This is a genomic window from Ruegeria sp. CI1, from assembly GCF_056536925.1.
On the sequence record NZ_JBQFQP010000003.1, the window covers coordinates 121,111 to 139,218 of the forward strand.

Below are 18,108 nucleotides of genomic sequence, written 5' to 3' on the forward strand. Positions count from 1 at the left end.
TTTTTACGGCAAGAGAGGCCTCGACTGATCGAGATAGGCCGGATCGAAATCCGCCAACGCAACCAGCCCCTCGTAGTCATCGAACGTGACACGCCCGCCTTGAAACGTGACGAGCCCGCCTTCGCGGAGTTTGCGAAGGACGCGGTTGACGTGGATGGCGCTTAACCCCAACGCATCCGCCAGATGGTATTGCGTGAGCGGGCAGGCATAACCTTCCCTGCTTCCCTTACCGACTAGCGATAGTCTCACGCCAAGTTCCAGCAGGAAATGCGCCATGCGCGCATCAGCATCGCGCCTCCCTAGACTAACAAGATGTTCGACGACCATCGCCTCATCCCGCGATACGGCCCAGAGAATAGCCGTAGCCAGCCGGGGCGTTTCTGCGAAGGCTTGCAGAAGATCGCTCACCAGAACTTCTGCGGCTTCGATATCAACGATTGGCTCAATGCCATGATCGGATGTGTGCAAAAGAACGCTTCTCAGCCCCAGAAAATCCCCCGGTATCTGGAAATCAACAATCTGCCGCGACCCGTCAGCCTGGATCTTGTAAGAAACGACCCAGCCCTCCGCCAAGATGTAAGCAGCTTGTTCGGATTGACCCTGATGAACCAAGTCGCGACCTGCAGCGAAAGATTTCCTCCGCTGATGCAAACGCTCAAGAACGGCCAGCTCAGTCTCCGACAGTGCAACAAACGCGGAGAGCTTTTGGGTGAGTGGACTGGCTTTGATGTTCATTATCGGTCCCTCCCGAACCGGCGCGTACTCATGGAAGAATTCGGCGCCGAGACTGCTTTCGATCAGTACGGGATACCAAACTCTTTGCGAGGTTGTGACGATCAAGACCCAACCCGGTCGTTATACAACGAACGAAAGTGGAATGCCCGATGTCAGACCAACGAGACCCCGCAGGCATGGCAGCCTTGTCGATTTGCGAAGCCCTCCTACTTGCCCTGCATGAACGCAATCTGCTGCCGGAACGCGAATTTGTCGGCATTCTCCGCGATGCGGCAGCGCTCCACGAGAATGCCCAAGGCCCAGAGGCCGAGCGAAAATTGCATACCGCGACCGCCAAACTGATCAATGAAATCATCGTTGGCGGCAACCTTTCGAGACGCTCGTAACGCCAACCCTCTTACGCTGGAAATGAGTGAAGCCCATACTCTCAGTTGCGTTGGTCAACCCGTTTTTGGGTCGGTCGGCTCGGTCTTTGCTTCAGGAGGTCGTTTGGTTGCAATCTGCGACTTCGTATCTTTTTCTTGCGAGGCCTTTTTGTCGGCGGCCTCTTTCTTCGCCAAGTCGTTAAACGACATTCTGGCTTTCCTTTTCTGGCTGCCAGGGTATCCGGCAGCTTGTGATCCATAGTGGATCAATGCTCTCTTGGCAAAGGGAACATTGGCCAAAGCACTGAGTGCACCTTGTAATCCTCCCCGGCAGCCACCACGTTTTATGGGCTACTGACCTCCATTCGACCCTCTGTTTTCCTTCACTGGCTCGCAGCGCTCGACACTGTCGTGAGAAGCCGGGCTGCCGCATGTTGTGGGCAGCGATAAAGTAAGGAAAATTCACATGGCCAATGGCACAGTGAAATGGTTCAACACCACCAAAGGATTTGGCTTTATTGCCCCTGAGACAGGTGGGAAAGATGTATTTCTGCACATCTCCGCACTCGAGAAGTCGGGCATGACCACCCTGAACGACGATCAGAAGGTGACCTTCGACGTCGAGGCCGGCCGCGACGGCCGCGAAAGCGCAACCAACATCGCGCTTGCCTGATCTTTACAAATGGGCACTCCTTTGGGGCGCCCCATCGCCCGCCTGAACACACTTTCAGCAACTGTGTTTGGAAGCATGTATCTGTGCCAGCCGTTGCTGCCTGGGCCGCCCGATCACGATGCTTCAGCTCGCACTCGTCAGCTCGAACGACCTTCTTGTGTTATGATGCGGAATTGGTAACGCGGAAGGGCCGTCATGAATGTCTTAGTCGTCTTCGATCATCCGCGACGGAAATCGCTGTCAGGCGCTGTGCTTGATCAGTTCGTGTTAGGCTTAGAGGAAAGCGGGAACATTCCTGAGATCGCGGACTTGCATGCTGAGCGATTTGATCCCCGCATGCCCGTTGAAGATGAGCCAAACCTTAGTGGCGGAGCGCAATCCTATACCGAAGCCGTGCAACGCGAACAGGCCCGTGTGGAGAGAAACGATGCGGTTGCCTTCATCTTCCCAGTTTGGTGGTGGTCAGTGCCTGCGATGACCAAGGGTTGGATCGACAGGGTCTGGAATGCCGATTGGGCTTACGGAAACAAAAAGCTAACGCTTGACCGAGCACTGTTGGTTGGTCTCGCAGCAACTGGGTCCGCGTCGTTCAAGAAGCGCGGCTATACAACTGCTATGGAGACGCAGTTGGTCGTCGGAGTGATGAACTTCTGCGGCATCACGAACGCCAGACTGGAACTCCTTCACGATACCTTGGAAGGCGACGACGAAAGGCAGGCGCTTCTGGTGAAGGCGAGAACTCTAGGGCGTACTTTCGCAGACTGAGTTGATTTTGGACATCATGACTTCCGTTAATTCTTTGGCCGGATAGTGCTGGCTCCAACCTCGTTTTTGAGCACCGTAGTGCAGATAACATGCGGCAATAGACGAGCACTCTAGCGGGACGCCCCCGAGCCTTGGAAAGCGAGGTATGCCTCCAACTCACTGACGAAACCATCTGATCTGTTTGCAATCCATTCGACGAAGAGCGCCCGCAGTTCTGAGTTCGCCCGGGATCGCGCCCATAGGAGACGATAGGCGTATTTGGTCTGGCATATCATTGACGGTCCGAATGGCAGAATGAGCGATCCAGCTTTCAACGCATGAAATGCCTCCACAATCCCGCAAAGCGCCAACCCCTGACCCGCTGCCGTCGCTTGAAGCCCTGAGCCTGTTTTCGAGATGCGTACACCATGGTTTAGATAACTGGGGTCAAACCCGAAGGCCTCGCCCCAGGCTTGGAAGTCAAGCCATCCCGGGTCCTTGGTGCGATTGGTGACGTGGATGAGAGGTACACCCTTTAGTGATCGCACATCCGGACCTAGCCCTTGCTGGTCTGCAAAGGTGGGCGAGCATACTGGGGCAACAAAATCACCGAACAGCGCGCGTTCTTCCAATTCAGTGTCGCGGGTGGGACCGTATCTGATCGCAAGATCATAGTCTTCTCTCACCAAGTCGATATCGCGATTGGATGGGTCCAAGTGTAAGTCCGTATCCGGGTACTGCTGTTGGAATTCCGCAAGCATTGGTGACAGCCAGTTTTCCGAAAACGACTCTGGCAGGGTAATGCGTAGACGGCCAGCCGCATCGTTCGGTTTCAGTTGTTCATACGCCTGCGCAAGCCTTGCAAAGCCGTCTTCTAATAATTCCCGAACCCGCAACGCATCCTCAGTTGGCTCGATGCCCGAGCTGGAGCGAACGAACAGACTTTTGCCGAGGTAAAGTTCTAGAGACCGGACCCTTTGCCCAACCGCAGCCGGCGTAATTCCAAGTTCGTTGGCGGCCAGGGAAAAGCTCCCATGCCGCAATGTAGCGTCCAGAGCGCGCAACGCATTCAAATGAGAAAGATGCATGCCAACAGCCTAAAGGTTTCCTTTAGCGCAGCAAAATGAAATCACGCGTGCAAAGCAATCATACCCATCCATACTGAGTACTGTGGCGCAGGCTGTCACCACGAAAACGGGACCATGGGGAAGACGAGGCATGTTCACGCTTTATTGGGAGTATCTGGCAGGCTCGATTGTGGTACAGGCAGCCCTTGAAGAAATTGGTGCGGATTATCGACTACACTACGTGGACATGGGCGCTGACGCACATCGCGCCGCAGATTTTCTGCGCCTAAACCCAACCGGGCGCATACCGGCTCTTAGATGCGCGGATGGCAAGACGATTGGAGAGACTGCAGCGATTGTTACGCTACTGGGCGAGATGTACCCTGAGACCGGGGTCACTCCAGCGCCCGGCGATGATAATCGTGGCGAGTTTCTTTTTTGGCTGAATGTCATGACGACCTCAGGCTACATGACTGCCGCACGCCTCGGGCACCCTGAGCGCTATGCGAACAGCAGCAGTGCGATCGAGGAGGTCGGCGCAAAAGCGGCAGTCGACTACAACGCCTTTTTCGATGTAACGGAGGGTGCGATTGCGGGTGATCCCTACTTCATGGCGAGCGGTCTGACAGCACTGGATTTTTACGTCACAATGCTGACCGAGTGGCACGCCAACAAACAGTCTCTGTTTGGTTCACGGCCCAAGCTCGACGCGCTGTGTCAATCTGTGAGTGAAAGCAGTTCCTACAAGGCCGCAATGGAGACACATGCACCGCCGCCGACTTGAATATACAAGCGGTAAATCGCTCTGGTTTGTTCCCATAGCTGCATTGCGGACAATACAAAAGAGGTCTCATTGACGGACGCCTCTCCATTAGCCTACCCTCTTGGAATGATTAGCGGCAAATACTTCGACGATCTGTCGGTTGGAGATACCTTCGAAAGCGGCGGGATCACACTCACAGAAGGCGCGATTATTGACTTCGCGCTTACGCACGATCCGCAACCCTTCCACGTGAACAAGGTTGCGGCAACAGAGTCGATATTTGGCGGCCTCATCGCCAGTGGCTTTCAAACCATCGCGCTCACTTTTCGGTTGTTTCGTGACACTGGTGTGCTGAATGGTACCAACTTAGGCGGGCATGGCATGGACGAAGTGCGATGGCTCGCTGCGGTGTTTCCCGGCGACACATTGCACGCACGCGTAACGGTCTAGGTGCTCACACCGTCGCGTTCGAAGCCCGACCGGGGAACGGTCAGATTCCGCTACCGTACGTACAACCAGGACGATGACGAGGTGCTAAGCTTGACCATGGACCATGTGATGGCGCGACGGAAATAGGTGAGTTCACCTTATCCGGTCACTCAAAGCTTGTTTCACCTACGACAGCTCCGCGGACCAAGGAGACCCGTGCAGCCGCAGCGGGCGCGATCATTGAAATCCGCGACTGGTCTTCGCGACTGCAGCGACGCGAGACCATCAGCGCAGCGAGCTTCCCCAGACCAGTCATTGACCGGAACCATCAACCGTCGAATCCGTTGCCGTCATTCGCTGCGCCGGCACCGAACTGAGAAGATGCGGACCAAGCCGCCTGATGCTGATGCAGCAAAATTTGCTACTGCGCGCCCGCCTGATGTCTTGCATGCGGACAGACGGCGCCTTGTTATCTCGTTATTTTAGTGAATGTTTAAGCGAACTTCTGTAGCTCGAAGGGCTATGTCCTACATCACGTGCAAACGCACGGGTGAACAGCGATGGATTTGCATAGCCTACTTCCTCGGCGATTACAGATAGTGGCAGTGAGGTACCTAAAATGAGCTCCTTCGCCAAATCAGTCCGAATTTTCCGCGCGATTTTACGAAAAGAAGTGCCTTCTCTGTCTAGAGCTCGACGCAATCGGCGCACACTAAGGTTCATAGATCTTGACGCGGCATCCATGTCTACTTTTCCTTTTCGGATTTGAAGCCGGATGATTTCTGATACTGCATCGGGAACTTTTTTCGGTATCGCTGAAGATCGCGAACGGAAAACTTCGGCAAGCGAAACCGCTGCAGAGGAAGCCGCAACCGGATTTCGCGACAACAGTTCGTCTTGCTTAAACGCAATTCCAATCGAATTGCAGCCGAAGGCAATAGGGCAGGCAAAGGCATCTTCAAAATCAGAAATCTGGGTGGGTTTCGGCACGTCCAATTCCAATGCACAAGGTTTCCAATCGGACCCGATGAAGTGCCGAACTATGTTGCACAATACACCGACACCGCAATAGGCGAGATTTTCGTAATGTGCGTTTCGATCAACAAGAAACTTGTATCGTATCCAGATTAATGCCCCCTCAGCACTCACCGTCCAAGTTCTGTACGAGGCATGCAATCCAATTACTTGTTCAAGGCGTTCGAGACACTCACCAAGTGTCTGAGCCTCCAACAAGTACTGTCCCCACGTGCCGTAGGATGCAACAGACAGGTACGGTATCATTCGCAAGCCCAGCATGCCGTCTCCGGCTGCACGGGCCGCTTCAGAGATGAAGCCTGACAGCGCCGCTTCCGGAATATATGCGTCTTCAACATCCATCACGCCTGTGGGAAGGCCGGTGATGCTATGGGCCGATTTGAGCGCGCGCGATCCAATTTCTGCCTCGATGAACTGCGGCATACCGCTAAGGGTCAGGGCAGAAATCATCGGAACTTCAGATGCCATTCCACTCCTCGCTGGGCAGAAAAACTTGAGAAAAGCATACTTGGCTGTCCGAAAATGACAAGCGAACGAAGTTTTTTCATAGAGAACTAGGCATTACGATGTTTGGAAATCGGGCGTCCGAGACAGACACGTGTTAATGGCGTGCGCTGCAGCTAGACGGGGGAGTTCAATGAGGTTTCTGACACAATTCCACGGGGCATTCATTTGCCTAGCCATGGCTTTTACTACAGTGATCGTGCCGATAAAGAGTTTGGCTGAAGAGCTGTCCCTTGCAGATCGCATGCTGCACCACCGCGCAATTGAGGCGGTTGTCTGGGCAATGCCGATAATGAACTTTAAAAAATTCCGGGACGCCTTGGCAGATGCCGGGGTCGGCCCGAATGACATCGGCTACTTCTCAGAGGTGCAGGACTGGAAATTCCAGACTGCGACGCCAAACAACACAACGCCATACATCAATTTCTACTGGAACCTTGAAGAGGGTCCGATTGTCGTCGAGATCCCGCCGGCCGTGCCGGGGGTAGGTGTATTTGGCACGATCATGGATGCGTGGCAGCGCCCAATGGATGATGTAGGTGCATCTGGGCGCGATAAGGGCCGCGGCGGAAAATACCTGATCCTTCCCCAGGGGTATGAAGGGCCATTGCTTCCTAATGCCTACGTCTATACCCAGCGCACGAACAACGGCTTTGGCATTCTGCGCCCGATCATCGAGAGTGCCAGCCCTGAAAACCTTGCTAAAGCGACCGAATACACAAAACAGATCAAGATCTACCCGCTTGCAACTGCCGGTAAGGCCGCAGAAACGCAATATGTTGATCTGGCAGGCAAGTTGCTCGAGATGACGCCGATTCTGGATGGGACTATCTATGCAGAGATCCACGAACTGTTGCAGGAGGAACCGGTAGAAGAACGTAACATGACGATGATGGGCATGCTAACCCATCTTGGCATCGAAAAAGGGCAGCCATTTACACCGACTGCAGAGATGCAGGCCGTGTTCGATAAGGCCGGACCCGAGGCGCTTGAATATCTAATATTCTCTTACCACCGCACATTTAATCGGCCTTTCTATAATGATAAAAATTGGTCGACGATCGTGCCCGAGGGGGCTGTTGAGACCGAGTTTTCATGGGAGTACCCGACTCACGCGGACTATATTCGCAATGGAACGACCTACTACGGGGTAATTTCCAGCGCCAAAAACTATGGCTCTGCGACCTTCTACCTCGATCTCGCTGAGGACCCGAGCGGTGATTGGCTGTTTGGGGACCGCCAATACAAGCTCACCGTTCCATCCAATGTTCCTGTTCGGGATTTTTGGTCCATCACGACATATGATCTCGAAACGGCAGCATTCGTTCGGGACATACCGCGCAACACAATCGACAGCACAATGGACAGCGTCGCCTACAACAATGACGGCAGCATCGACATCTATCTCGGTCCGACACCATCCGAAGGAAATGAAGCGAACTGGCTGCAAACCAACCCTGACCGGCGGTACTTCCTGCTAAGCCGATTCTATGGACCAGAGCCTGCGCTCTTCAACAAGAGCTTCCAGATGAACGACATCGAACGCCTCGAATAACCTTCGCAACGGCGCCCCAAAAAGACGAAGAAACAAAGGACACCGAGGAGGTCAATATCAAACCCGACTCTTTTCTTTCAATTTTACTCGCGGGAGTCATAGCCATGGCGGCCCCTTCCGCGACCTTCGCGCAGTATGTAGATCCAGAACCCCTGACCGGTTCTGGAACGCTGGAGACACGCCGCGGCGTGCTAACCTTCGAGTTGGGCCAACCGACCACGGACACCGTCGAAACAATCTATGAGATTCTCGATTTCCAGCGGGCCGTCCAAGCCTACCTCTGGGCTTTGCCAATCGTCGCATTCGAGGAAGCGCGAGTGAACCAGATGCGGAACACAGGGGCCTTGGACGGTGATCTGGTAACTTATGAAGGATACCGCAGCGTTGGCGTCTGGCTCACAGCGAATGTATCGACACCCTACCTTATCGGCTTTGCCGATCTGACGACGACAGGACCGATAGTCATCGAGCTTCCGGAAGGCGCCGGCGCAGGCATGATCAACGATGCATGGCAACGTCCGGTGGCCGATCTTGGCCAAAGCGGTCCGGATAAAGCTATGGGTGCGCGCTATCTCGTGACTGGTCCGGAACAAATGGTTTCCGAGCCTCAGGCCGATTTCACGCTGCGCTCCAAGACAAACAACATCATCTTCATGTACCGGATCCTAGAGACGGACCCGGAACTTGCTACTAAGATCAAATCGGGTGTCAGGGTCTACCCATATGCAAGTAGATTCCACCCGCCGGAAACGAACTTTCTGGCTCCAAAGGAGGACGTGGACCTCGCCCTTCACATCCAGCCGCGTAGCCTCGATTATTGGAAGCGTCTGCACGCGATCCTGCAGCGCGAACCCGTCGCCGAGCGAGATCGATTTTTTATGGCGATGCTGCGCCCGCTCGGCATCGAATTGGGACTACCCTTCGAGCCGAATGAGCGTCAGGCCAAAATCCTGCGGGACGCTGCTCTTTTTGGTGAAGCCGCAGCACGTGCAACAGCCTTCTCCAAACGTTTCAACGGAGCGCTTTATCGTGAAGACGCCAAGTGGGACGTTGTCATCCAAGTTACGCCCAGCCAAGACATCGATGGGTGGAGCCAGTTGGATGAGCGGGCAGCCTATACCTACGAAGCAATGTTGACCTCAGACGGAATGGTCACACAGGTTTCGGGCATCGGCCAGGCCTATCTTGGCGCGTATCGCGATAGTGAGGGACGAACGCTTGATGGGGGCAAGACTTACCGCCTGATCGTGCCGCCCGAGGTTCCAGCGGAGCAATTTTGGTCCATCACGGCCTATGACGCGGACACCCGGACCCTCGTAAGAAATGATCAGCAGCGGGCGGATCGTTCGTCCCGCAACCAAGACCTCGTCGTTAGTGAAGACGGATCTACCGAAATCTGGTTCGGCCCCGAAGCGCCCGAGGGCAAGGAAGGAAACTGGATCCCGACGGCGCCCAATCGCGCCTGGTTTGCCTATCTCAGGCTCTATGCTCCCACAGATGCTTACTTTGAGCGCAAGTGGCCGATTGCCGACATTGAATTAATCGACTGAAGTAACCGAAGCGTTCAGGATGCTGCATGAGCGAAGGTCGCGATTTCAATCTGTCGGCTCTGGGCTCCTTGCCCGTATTCGCTGCCTTTGGATCGAACATCGGCTCCTGAGACTCGAACGACCGCGCTTTGAAGGAGACAACCGAAGATCAATGGCTTGCTCCAAATTGCCAATGACCGGTTCTGTTGCACCATCTCGGGGAAACCTGCTGCACGAGCATTCGGCGGCTCGGAGCCCAGAATAGCCGTTTGCACTGCTATTGGAAAAGAATACGATCATTTGGATCGTGACAGGAGGCGAGCGATGGCGCAACGCAGACTTTCTAGCATTTTGGCAATGGACGTGGTCGGCTACAGCCGCTTGATGCAAAAAGGAAGAGATGAGCTGCTGCACGCGCTCGATGTGTTATTTCGCACAACTATTAGACCTACAGTGAAGGCGCAAAGTGGGCGCGTTGTAAAACTCATGGGGGATGGTGCCATCGTGGAGTTTGGGTCTGCAAGGGAAGCGGTTCTCTGTGCAACAGAAATCCAGAAACAAATGAGCTCGGTACCCGCTCTCTATGACGATACGGAGCGGCTGTGGCTTCGGATGGGTATTCATGCTGGAGACGTCACTGTTTCAGAAGGAGATATCTTTGGCGAAGCCGTCAATGTAGCGGCAAGGCTTGAGGCAGCAGCACCCGAAGGCGGGGTTTTTGTTTCGAAGCTTGTGACAGACCTAGCCGGGAGTGGTCTTCCAGTTCAGTTTCAAAATGAGGGGACCCATCGGTTCAAGAATATCGAACACCCGCTGCAGATCTTGTCGATCGTGTTAAATCAGGTTGGTTCAGCACCGGAAGCATTGAACGTCGAAAGGGGGCATGACATTCGCTTCGCTAAAAGTAGTGACGGCGTAATGCTGGCTTGGACAGCCGTCGGAGAGGGCTCTCCAGTGGTGCGGGCACCTGCTTGGATTAGTCGGTTAGATATGGATTTTCGTCTTCCACACCTAGCACATTTCATCACCTCAATTTCGAACACACACAAGTTCATTCGTTTTGATGCACGCGGGAATGGCCTTTCTGATCGAGAGATACCCGACATTTCTTTCGATACAATGATTGAGGATTTGCGGGCTGTCTTTGATGCTGCCGAGGTCGAGAGAGCCCCCATTCTTGGTATGTCCCAAGGATGTGCGGTGGCAGCTGCTTTTGCAGCGCGTTTTCCGGAGAGGATCTCGGGTATTGTGATGGTCGGAGGGTTCCCGCTTGGCCGATCCAAACGTCCTGTAAAAAGGGATCAGGAGAAAGCAAGTGCCATGCAGACGATGATGAAGGTTGGATGGGATGACGACTATCCTTCACTTCGCGACATGATGGCTGACATGATTGTGCCACAGGCCAGTGTCGAAGATCGTCGTCAATTCGCAGAGGCAATGCGCGACATGGTAACACCTGAAGTGGTTAGCAGCTACCGTAAGGTTATCGATGAAATAGACGTGACCGATATTCTCCCGGATATTCAAGCTCCTTGCCTTGTCCTGCACTGCGATGGCGACCGAATGCACCCAGTTGAGCAAGGACGGCTGATGGCATCTCTCCTACCTGAGGCTCGGTTTGTGACATACGAAAGCTCTAGCCACATACCTTCTGCGAATGACCCATGCTGGCCTTTGATGAATGCCGAGATTGAGCGGTTTCTGAAACAGTGCCGGGCTAGTTGACAGCAGACAAACTTGCTCGAGTTCAGGTGCCGGGTTTGAAACGGAAATGGCGGATACTGCCGCCAGACCGGACCATAAACCGTTTAGACCCTCAGAGGCTGACGAAATGCGGCAGGCGGCAAAATTGATTCCGATCTAGCCCCCATGTTCAGGGTGTCCTTTGGCTGAACTCGACCTGTTGTGCTAAAATCTCAGAGTTCAAATGATATCGGAGCGGTCAAAATGACGACGTACGAGGGCTTTGCGGAACTAGAAACGAAAGGCTGGTCTGACGATACGATTTCATCCGGCTACGTAAACATGTTCTCTGAAGCGAGTGACATGGCAATTCCTTCCATTGTGTCCAGTATCAAAAGTACCGATAGGGTTCTCGACCTCTGCTGCGGGCAAGGTAATGTTACAGAGGCTCTTGCCCAATCTGGGTATTCGGTAACGGGGGCAGATTTTTCCGAACAGATGCTCTCACATGCACGCAAGAGGTTTCCTGCAGGAGACTTTGTTGAAGCCGATGCACAAGATCTACCTTTCGAGGACGGGCGCTTTGACTGTGTCGTCTGCAGTTTCGGTTTAATGCACGTGCCCGATCAACCAAAAGCGCTCTCGGAAATTCGCAGGGTTCTGAAACCAAAGGGTCAGTTCATTATGACGTCTTGGTGTGGCCCAGATATCTCCCCTGTCTTCCAAGTTTTTTATAGCAGCGTGCAGGAACACGGACATGTTTCCGTGAAAATGCCCGACAGTCCGAATTTTCACCAGTTTGCAAACGAGGAAATGGCAAAGTCGATCTTGTCAAACGCGGGTTTCGACGTGGAGAACCAGCACCAAGTCGATTGTTTCTGGATGTTGGATGCTCCAGAAAGCTTGGCGGAGATTTTCCAGAACGGAGCGCCTCGCGGTGGATACTTGCTGTCTCAGCAGCCAGAGGTGAACAATGCAGCAATCAAAGCTGCGGTGGCCGAAAAAGTCAGTGAACGCTTCATCCACGGTGACAAATGGCGGGCTCAAATTCCGGCATCCTTGATCGTAGCGCGTGCTCGGTAAACCAAATCAGGCAGCAGTGGGCTTGTCCCACGCATCATGTCTGTTTTTTGGCTCAATGCCCCAGAATGAGCGCTGATAATTGTTTTTTTCCCGATTTTGATGAAGAGTGTTGGTTAGACGTGTTGTTGAGCACGTTAGGAGGTTGGAAACAATGGAACGACGCCTTTCGACAATTATGGCCGCCGACGTTGTGGGTTACTCGTCGCACATGCAGCGGAATGAGGCCGACACGATCCTCCGGGTAGGCAGGCTGATGAGGGTGCTTGAGACTTCGGCGGAGCGCCATAAAGGGCGCATATTCAACCGGGCCGGTGATGGTTTTTTCCTTGAGTTCTCCAGCCCCGTTGCTGCTGTTAGATGTGCGTTCGAGGTGCAGTTGCAACTGGCGAAGCCCATTTCCAAAATCGAAATCGGACTGGAACTCAGAATAGGTTTACACGTTGCTGACGTCATGGTTGACGGAGATGATTTACTTGGAGATGGCGTCAACATCGCGAGCAGGATTGAAGCGGAAGCCGAACCTGGCAATATTCTGATAAGCGGCAGTGTCTTTGAGTATGCAAAGCGTTCCGCACAACTCAAGTTTGAGAACCTTGGAGAGCGGCACCTAAAGAATATTGAGCGACCGGTGATGGTATATTCCGTTGTGGGTGAGCTTGGGAATCAAAGTTGCGGAACTGCCATAATTGAAAACGACACTTTACCGACTCCTGCCAGTGCAGAGCGCCTAAAAAACTCGATCGTTGTCGTTCCATTCAGAAACCTCAGCAATGATCAGGATCAGGAGTATTTTGCTGAGGGGTTCACCGAAGACATAATCACCGAGCTTTCTCGTTTTAGGGACATTACGACGATCTCAAGAAATGCGAGCTTTGGGCTCAGAGGATCCAATGCAAGCGCAACTGAACTCGGTGAGAGCTTGGCGGCTCAGTTCTGTCTTGAAGGCGGGGTTCGCAAACTCGGAAATCGCGTCAGGATCAATGCGCACCTTACCGATACAGGATCGAACGAAAAGGTATGGGCGGAGCGCGCCGATTTTGATTTGGAAGACCTTTTCGACGTGCAGGACGATTTGATTGCAAAAATTGCTTCCTGTGTCGCTGGACAAATTGAGCGGCGGCTTGAAGCAAGTGCCCGAAGAAAGCGACCAAGCGATTTGGAAGCGTATGAATGCCTTATACGTGGTCTATCCTATCATCGCGTAGGTGGCGTTACATTGGAAAATGCCGAAAAGGCCATGCTTTGGTTTGACCGGGCGATAGAGAGAGATCCTAAATTTGGGCGAGCCTATGCGTGGAAAAGTTGCGCGCTTGCGACCGTTGCGGAATGGACAGGTGAGGACGTATTCGACGAAGTGTTGGATTTGGGAAAACGTGGTCTCGAATTGGACGATACGGACGCAGAATGCCATCGAATAGTTGGCTCTATGGCCTTTTATCAATCTGACTTCGTAAGCGCGAAGTTTCATTTTGATCGCGCACTCGAACTGAATCCAAGCCACGCATACCTCGTTGCGCGAACAGGCGAGCTCTACAATTTCCTCGGCGACGGCGCGACGGCTTTGGAGTATCAAAAGCGCGCCAAAATGTTGGATCCGTTTCTTCCAGAGTATTGCCGTGAACTAGAAGTGGTTTCACACTATGTCCTCGACGATTTTGAAACGTGCTATCGGATCGTAAGCGAGTTTTCCCGGTTGACTAGAAGAGCAGCGGCTTACCGCGCCGCTGCTGCTACGCAATTGGATGATTCTGGAAAATTGGATGGCGCATCACAGGATCTACTTATGCTTGACCCCCAGTTCGATCCGGAACTTTTTATCGAGACGGAGTATTACAAGGATCGCGACTTCGCTAACCTACTTAAAGCCCGACTGCAGGAAGCTCTTCAATCAGTTTCGGTGAAGCTGGCCAGCTAGGACTGTTTTGGATTTGAGTTCATGTTCTGATGTCCCGTTTTGCTCCTGATTGATGACGACCTCGTCCACAAAACTGATAAATTCTAGCCTTGTAGGCGAACGTCTTTGGCTGAGCGCAGTTTTTGTTTTGACAAGCAGAAAACTAAGCTGGCAGACGCGCGTGGATTTCAATCGGGGCTATTAGCCCGCCTTCGATATTTCGAACCATGTGTTGCACCTTCAGCGCCGTGTCATCGCCCATGATAAGATGCAGACCCAGAGGTGGAGGGCCGTCCGCACGGCTTTGTGCTGCGGCGAGGTCTGCAAAGAACTGTTTGGCAAATGCTGTGCGGTCGATCCGGTCGGTCACCTCGAAACCAACAGATTTCAAAGCTGCCTCATATGTCTCAGGTGGTGCGAGCGCGCTCTGATCCGAGGAAGAAGCCCATGGCGCCGGATAGTCCATGTGACCCTCTCCGACTTGCATGACATCATAAATGGCAAAGACGCCACCTGGTTTGAGTACTCGCTTCGCCTCTCGCGCTATACCGACTTTGTCCGCGATGTTCATACCAACGTGGATCATGTAAGCGGCATCCATAGACCCGGCATCCAGCGGTAAATCGAGCACGCTGCCTTCGAAGAGCTGAACCCGATCTGACAAACCCGTCCACTCTGTCAGGGCGCGCCCAGTTTCCACGAACTCAGCAGTCAGATCGATACCTGTTACGTGGGCTCCGGTGGCAGCTGCGACGTAGCGAGCCGGGCCGCCAAGACCGCATCCAAAGTCTACAACTCGGCTCGCGGATGATAGGTTTAGCGCCTTCACAAAAGGTTCGGTCGCTAGGCGCCCGCCAATGTGAAACTCGTCTACGGGAGCCAAAGCGTCGTGAGAAATTGGCGGAGTTAAGTCCAGTGCCGCACAACCATCAGAAATCTTCTTCAGCAAGTGCCCAGAATGGTAGTGGTGCGCGACGTTTTTGGGATTGGTCATTTTGAAGCCTCCCTAACAGATGTCGGCAGGGTACACATGGTGATCCGAAATGTCAGCTAGGTCCGCAAATCGGACTGTCGAAGCCGCCATTGCTCTGAGCAAAGTGAGCGAGAGTAAGTATTCTAGTGATTACTCTGACAAGTCGTTGCCGATCGTATGAATGAGATTGGCTAGCGCTATTTGATCGGCAACCGTCCAATCCTCACCAGTGTCAGTTATGTTTGCGTCAAGGCATTCACGCGCCAACGTCAGGGCATCAAGAGTGTTGCGCTTCACTGCGTTGCCGTGCTCTGTCATGTGCATTTCGTCATCATAGAGTATCTTCATCGGCTTTCCTTTCATCCCCTGCGCCAAGTCTACCACCGTCGCAGTCAAGCGCGCGCTTAGAAGCCTCAGACACCTCAATTGAGCCGAAGGCCCAAAGAAAACCTGTCGGTTAATGTCCAATCGCTCTTTGAGCGAGATCAATGCCGCCAAGCGTTCTGTTCATCAAAATACCTTCGTCGTGACCGAATTAGAGGAGGAGCTTTTATGGCCAAAGACAAAAAGTCCCTGCAACTGTTCCCTGGAGCAAATCCATTCGCGGACAATTTTCAACGTGAAATGGAAAACATGATGTCACGTTTCTTTGGCGGGGCGTCTCAATTCATGCCATTCGAAACTGCGGCTCAGAGGACGGGTTTCCCGTCACTTGATATGACTGGTGCAATTTCGCCAGCAATAGACATCCAAGAAACTGAAAATGCCATCGAACTGACTGCTGAGTTGCCTGGCCTTGGCGAAGATGATGTCGAGTTAGAGATCAAAGACCGTCGTTTAGTGCTGCGGGGCCAGAAGAACATTACCCGCGATGACACAGGCGACGTGCATGTGAGCGAGCGAAGCTATGGCAGCTTTTCACGCACGATGATGCTTCCCGAAGACGTTGATGTTGAGAACATCACGGCTGAGTTTGATAAGGGTGTCTTGCACGTCAACATGCCAAAAACGGAACCAAAGGAACCAAGCCGGAAGATCAAAGTCTCTTCCAAGTAGCGGCATCTTGAGAATTTTATGAAGAGCGCGCTGCCTGTCGAGGAGGACAGGCAGGGCTATTTCTCGCCAAAGAAGTTGACAGTACTTTTTGGTTAGCGTGATGTCGCCAAAAATCGGGCAAAGTTGTTCGCAGACCAGAAGTCAATCGTCATAAATCCGTCATATATGTTTTACATAGTCAGGGTGGCCTTGTGAGTGGGCCTAGTATTTATGACGCTTCTGGCCCGTCTCTTTCTAGGGGCGGGCCAATTTTTTGATTTGGGACCAAGGTCCGCTTCGTCCCGCGACTCGGACCTTCGACGATTTTTCACGAATGGCCGCTGCTGGTGAAAGCCGCCGTTCGGGCTGGAAATTTCAAATCGACGGCTTCGAACGGCTGCTAAACGCGACACAGCAGACACTCGCCAAAATTCAGAGAAGGTCTGCACCGAGCCCATTCAAGACATTCGTTGCTGTTCTAATATCAGGTACTGGACTCAGCGACTGGCAATCTGTGCGGCAACAATTTCGGCATCGTCGCCAACGCCGCACAGCAAAGCAGATCTTCGTGTGCGCATGAAATGCAGCCCGACAAAAAATAGGCCGGGTACGGCGGTGCTCGCCCCTTCCCTCTGGACAGGAAAACCTGCCTCGTCAAACGCATCGGACCAAGGCAGCCAGGAACTGTAGTCCGGGCGGAAGCCACCTGTGAAAATGACGCTTCCGAAAGGTTTTAGATCGATAGACGCCTCGCCCATCTCTTCGAAAGGTTCAGGATCAGGCAGATCAGGAAATTCCAGATCGTTTTCATCCGCAAATTTTTGGAAATGGTCGCGCAACTGCATGTATCGCGCATCGCCCCAATTCACGCTTTCGGCTAGATCTGGAGAGAAACGCGCAAAGCCATTCTCAGCGCCCCGGAAACGGCCGGCCAGCCTTATGCCCTTATCCGCAAGAGTCCGGAAATGCAGATCGTGGCCACCACCGTGCCCTGACGCTTGAATATTGGCAAACAACCTCGCTTCTGGCGGAAGTGTGGTCGCGTCGACATCCAGAAATCCCGATTCAATGAGCCACCACATGATGTCCTTACCGCCGATTCGACGAACTCCCCACGGCGCACGCCCGCAGGCCAGGACCACATTTCGCCCGGCATCGAAAATCTCTTCCGCCAATTGACAGCCAGTCTGCCCGCTTCCGATGATCAAAACGTCCCCGTCCGGCAATGCGGAAACCCTGGTGAAGCCCGTGCTGTCTATTACATTCAGATGGTCAGGGAGCGTTTCGCTGCCCGGCGGATAGAACGGACGTTGATACGCACCAGTTGAAACGACAAGGTTCCTGGCGCGAAATTCGCTCTTCCCGTCAATGTCGAGTTCAAAACCTCCATTTTCGTCCGACCGCACAGCGGTAACATTGGCACCGGTCCTTGCAGGACAGTTGAACGAAGCTGCATAACGCTCCAGATAAGAAACGATTTCGTCGCGCGGCATGAACCCGTCTGGGTCGTCACCATCGTAGGGGAAGCCGGGAAGCTGAACAGACCAATTGGGCGTAACCAGACAGAAGTTCTCCCAGCGATTTGCCCAACCGGCGCCGATCCGGTCCTTTTCCAACACGATATGATCGACGCCGACTCTGCCGAGTTCAAAGCTAGCCGCCAGTCCCGCCTGACCGGCCCCCACAACAATCGTGTCTACGAAACTCATCGTGCATGCCCTCCCCATTTACTCAATAAGTTAACATTGCTTGGCGTTTTCTGTCACGCTTGCCGGAAAAGGTTTCTCAAGTGTCTGCTTAGTCCCGCACAATAGACGCTGCTCGAATTTTTGCGAATGGCTGCTCCAGGAATGAAGCTGACATTCGGACCTGAAATCGCCGTTTCGCTACCGCCAACTCCAGCTTTACCCCGAATAATAGGCATCTGAGCAAAAAAGTCGGATGACTGCGCGGAGCCCAGAGCGGTCCTTTCCTTGACGCCGTGAATATCCAGTACCGGTGGGCACCGGGCGACTTACATCATGTAGGGTATTGCCAGAGA

18 protein-coding genes are annotated in these 18,108 nt (G+C 53.4%); 11 read left to right on the forward strand and 7 right to left on the reverse strand.

The annotated features are described in order from the left end of the window. Positions 1 to 3: 3 nt before the first annotated feature. Entirely contained in the window at positions 4 to 735 is a 732-nt protein-coding gene (locus ACR0LZ_RS04355) for a Crp/Fnr family transcriptional regulator (protein ID WP_480748555.1), read from the reverse strand. A 149-nt stretch (positions 736 to 884) separates the two neighbouring features. Between ACR0LZ_RS04355 and ACR0LZ_RS04360 the strand changes: the two genes are divergently transcribed. Next, positions 885 to 1,121, forward strand: coding sequence for a hypothetical protein (locus ACR0LZ_RS04360; protein WP_480748556.1), 237 nt, complete (start codon positions 885 to 887; stop codon positions 1,119 to 1,121). A gap of 54 nt (positions 1,122 to 1,175) precedes the next feature. Here ACR0LZ_RS04360 and ACR0LZ_RS04365 read toward each other — a convergent pair whose 3' ends face one another. Next, positions 1,176 to 1,310 (reverse strand): hypothetical protein, encoded by a 135-nt coding sequence (locus ACR0LZ_RS04365; protein WP_480748557.1) that lies wholly within the window; start codon positions 1,308 to 1,310, stop codon positions 1,176 to 1,178. Positions 1,311 to 1,566: 256 nt separating this feature from the next. Between ACR0LZ_RS04365 and ACR0LZ_RS04370 the strand changes: the two genes are divergently transcribed. Both ACR0LZ_RS04370 and ACR0LZ_RS04375 read left to right on the forward strand, forming a co-directional pair. Further along, positions 1,567 to 1,773, forward strand: coding sequence for a cold-shock protein (locus ACR0LZ_RS04370; protein WP_224825428.1), 207 nt, complete (start codon positions 1,567 to 1,569; stop codon positions 1,771 to 1,773). 195 nt (positions 1,774 to 1,968) lie between these two features. After that, complete coding sequence (locus ACR0LZ_RS04375) at positions 1,969 to 2,538, forward strand: NAD(P)H oxidoreductase (RefSeq protein ID WP_480748558.1); 570 nt, start codon at positions 1,969 to 1,971, stop codon at positions 2,536 to 2,538. Positions 2,539 to 2,648: 110 nt separating this feature from the next. Here ACR0LZ_RS04375 and ACR0LZ_RS04380 read toward each other — a convergent pair whose 3' ends face one another. Then, positions 2,649 to 3,590 (reverse strand): LysR substrate-binding domain-containing protein, encoded by a 942-nt coding sequence (locus ACR0LZ_RS04380; protein WP_480748559.1) that lies wholly within the window; start codon positions 3,588 to 3,590, stop codon positions 2,649 to 2,651. Between the two features lie 145 nt (positions 3,591 to 3,735). Between ACR0LZ_RS04380 and ACR0LZ_RS04385 the strand changes: the two genes are divergently transcribed. Next, positions 3,736 to 4,368 carry a glutathione S-transferase family protein gene (locus ACR0LZ_RS04385; RefSeq protein ID WP_480748560.1) on the forward strand — a complete coding sequence of 211 codons (633 nt, stop codon included), beginning with the start codon at positions 3,736 to 3,738 and terminating at the stop codon, positions 4,366 to 4,368. Between the two features lie 69 nt (positions 4,369 to 4,437). After that, entirely contained in the window at positions 4,438 to 4,797 is a 360-nt protein-coding gene (locus tag ACR0LZ_RS04390; protein ID WP_480748561.1) for a MaoC/PaaZ C-terminal domain-containing protein, read from the forward strand. Positions 4,798 to 5,253: 456 nt separating this feature from the next. Here the strand turns inward: ACR0LZ_RS04390 and ACR0LZ_RS04395 are convergent, their stop codons facing one another. After that, positions 5,254 to 6,279 (reverse strand): AraC family transcriptional regulator, encoded by a 1,026-nt coding sequence (locus ACR0LZ_RS04395; RefSeq protein WP_480748562.1) that lies wholly within the window; start codon positions 6,277 to 6,279, stop codon positions 5,254 to 5,256. 169 nt (positions 6,280 to 6,448) lie between these two features. Between ACR0LZ_RS04395 and ACR0LZ_RS04400 the strand changes: the two genes are divergently transcribed. The 5 genes from ACR0LZ_RS04400 (at position 6,449) to ACR0LZ_RS04420 (ending at position 14,080) form a co-directional block, all read left to right on the forward strand. Then, positions 6,449 to 7,870: a DUF1214 domain-containing protein gene (locus ACR0LZ_RS04400; RefSeq protein WP_480748563.1), complete on the forward strand. Its 1,422-nt coding sequence runs from the start codon at positions 6,449 to 6,451 to the stop codon at positions 7,868 to 7,870. A gap of 104 nt (positions 7,871 to 7,974) precedes the next feature. Further along, a complete protein-coding gene (locus ACR0LZ_RS04405) occupies positions 7,975 to 9,420 on the forward strand; it encodes a DUF1254 domain-containing protein (protein WP_480748564.1) in 1,446 nt (481 codons plus the stop codon). 303 nt (positions 9,421 to 9,723) lie between these two features. Next, positions 9,724 to 11,124: an alpha/beta fold hydrolase gene (locus tag ACR0LZ_RS04410; protein ID WP_480748565.1), complete on the forward strand. Its 1,401-nt coding sequence runs from the start codon at positions 9,724 to 9,726 to the stop codon at positions 11,122 to 11,124. A gap of 222 nt (positions 11,125 to 11,346) precedes the next feature. Further along, a complete protein-coding gene (locus ACR0LZ_RS04415) occupies positions 11,347 to 12,165 on the forward strand; it encodes a class I SAM-dependent methyltransferase (protein ID WP_480748566.1) in 819 nt (272 codons plus the stop codon). 151 nt (positions 12,166 to 12,316) lie between these two features. Next, entirely contained in the window at positions 12,317 to 14,080 is a 1,764-nt protein-coding gene (locus ACR0LZ_RS04420; RefSeq protein ID WP_480748567.1) for an adenylate/guanylate cyclase domain-containing protein, read from the forward strand. Positions 14,081 to 14,222: 142 nt separating this feature from the next. Here ACR0LZ_RS04420 and ACR0LZ_RS04425 read toward each other — a convergent pair whose 3' ends face one another. Both ACR0LZ_RS04425 and ACR0LZ_RS04430 read right to left on the reverse strand, forming a co-directional pair. Next, entirely contained in the window at positions 14,223 to 15,053 is an 831-nt protein-coding gene (locus ACR0LZ_RS04425; protein ID WP_480748568.1) for a class I SAM-dependent methyltransferase, read from the reverse strand. Between the two features lie 129 nt (positions 15,054 to 15,182). Beyond that, entirely contained in the window at positions 15,183 to 15,380 is a 198-nt protein-coding gene (locus ACR0LZ_RS04430; RefSeq protein ID WP_480748569.1) for a hypothetical protein, read from the reverse strand. Between the two features lie 204 nt (positions 15,381 to 15,584). On the opposite strand from ACR0LZ_RS04430, the gene ACR0LZ_RS04435 reads away from it, so the two are divergent. Then, a complete protein-coding gene (locus tag ACR0LZ_RS04435; protein WP_480748570.1) occupies positions 15,585 to 16,088 on the forward strand; it encodes an Hsp20/alpha crystallin family protein in 504 nt (167 codons plus the stop codon). Positions 16,089 to 16,564: 476 nt separating this feature from the next. Here ACR0LZ_RS04435 and ACR0LZ_RS04440 read toward each other — a convergent pair whose 3' ends face one another. Then, on the reverse strand, positions 16,565 to 17,776 hold the full coding sequence (locus ACR0LZ_RS04440) for a flavin-containing monooxygenase (protein WP_480748571.1): 1,212 nt from the start codon (positions 17,774 to 17,776) through the stop codon (positions 16,565 to 16,567). Positions 17,777 to 18,108: the final 332 nt, after the last annotated feature.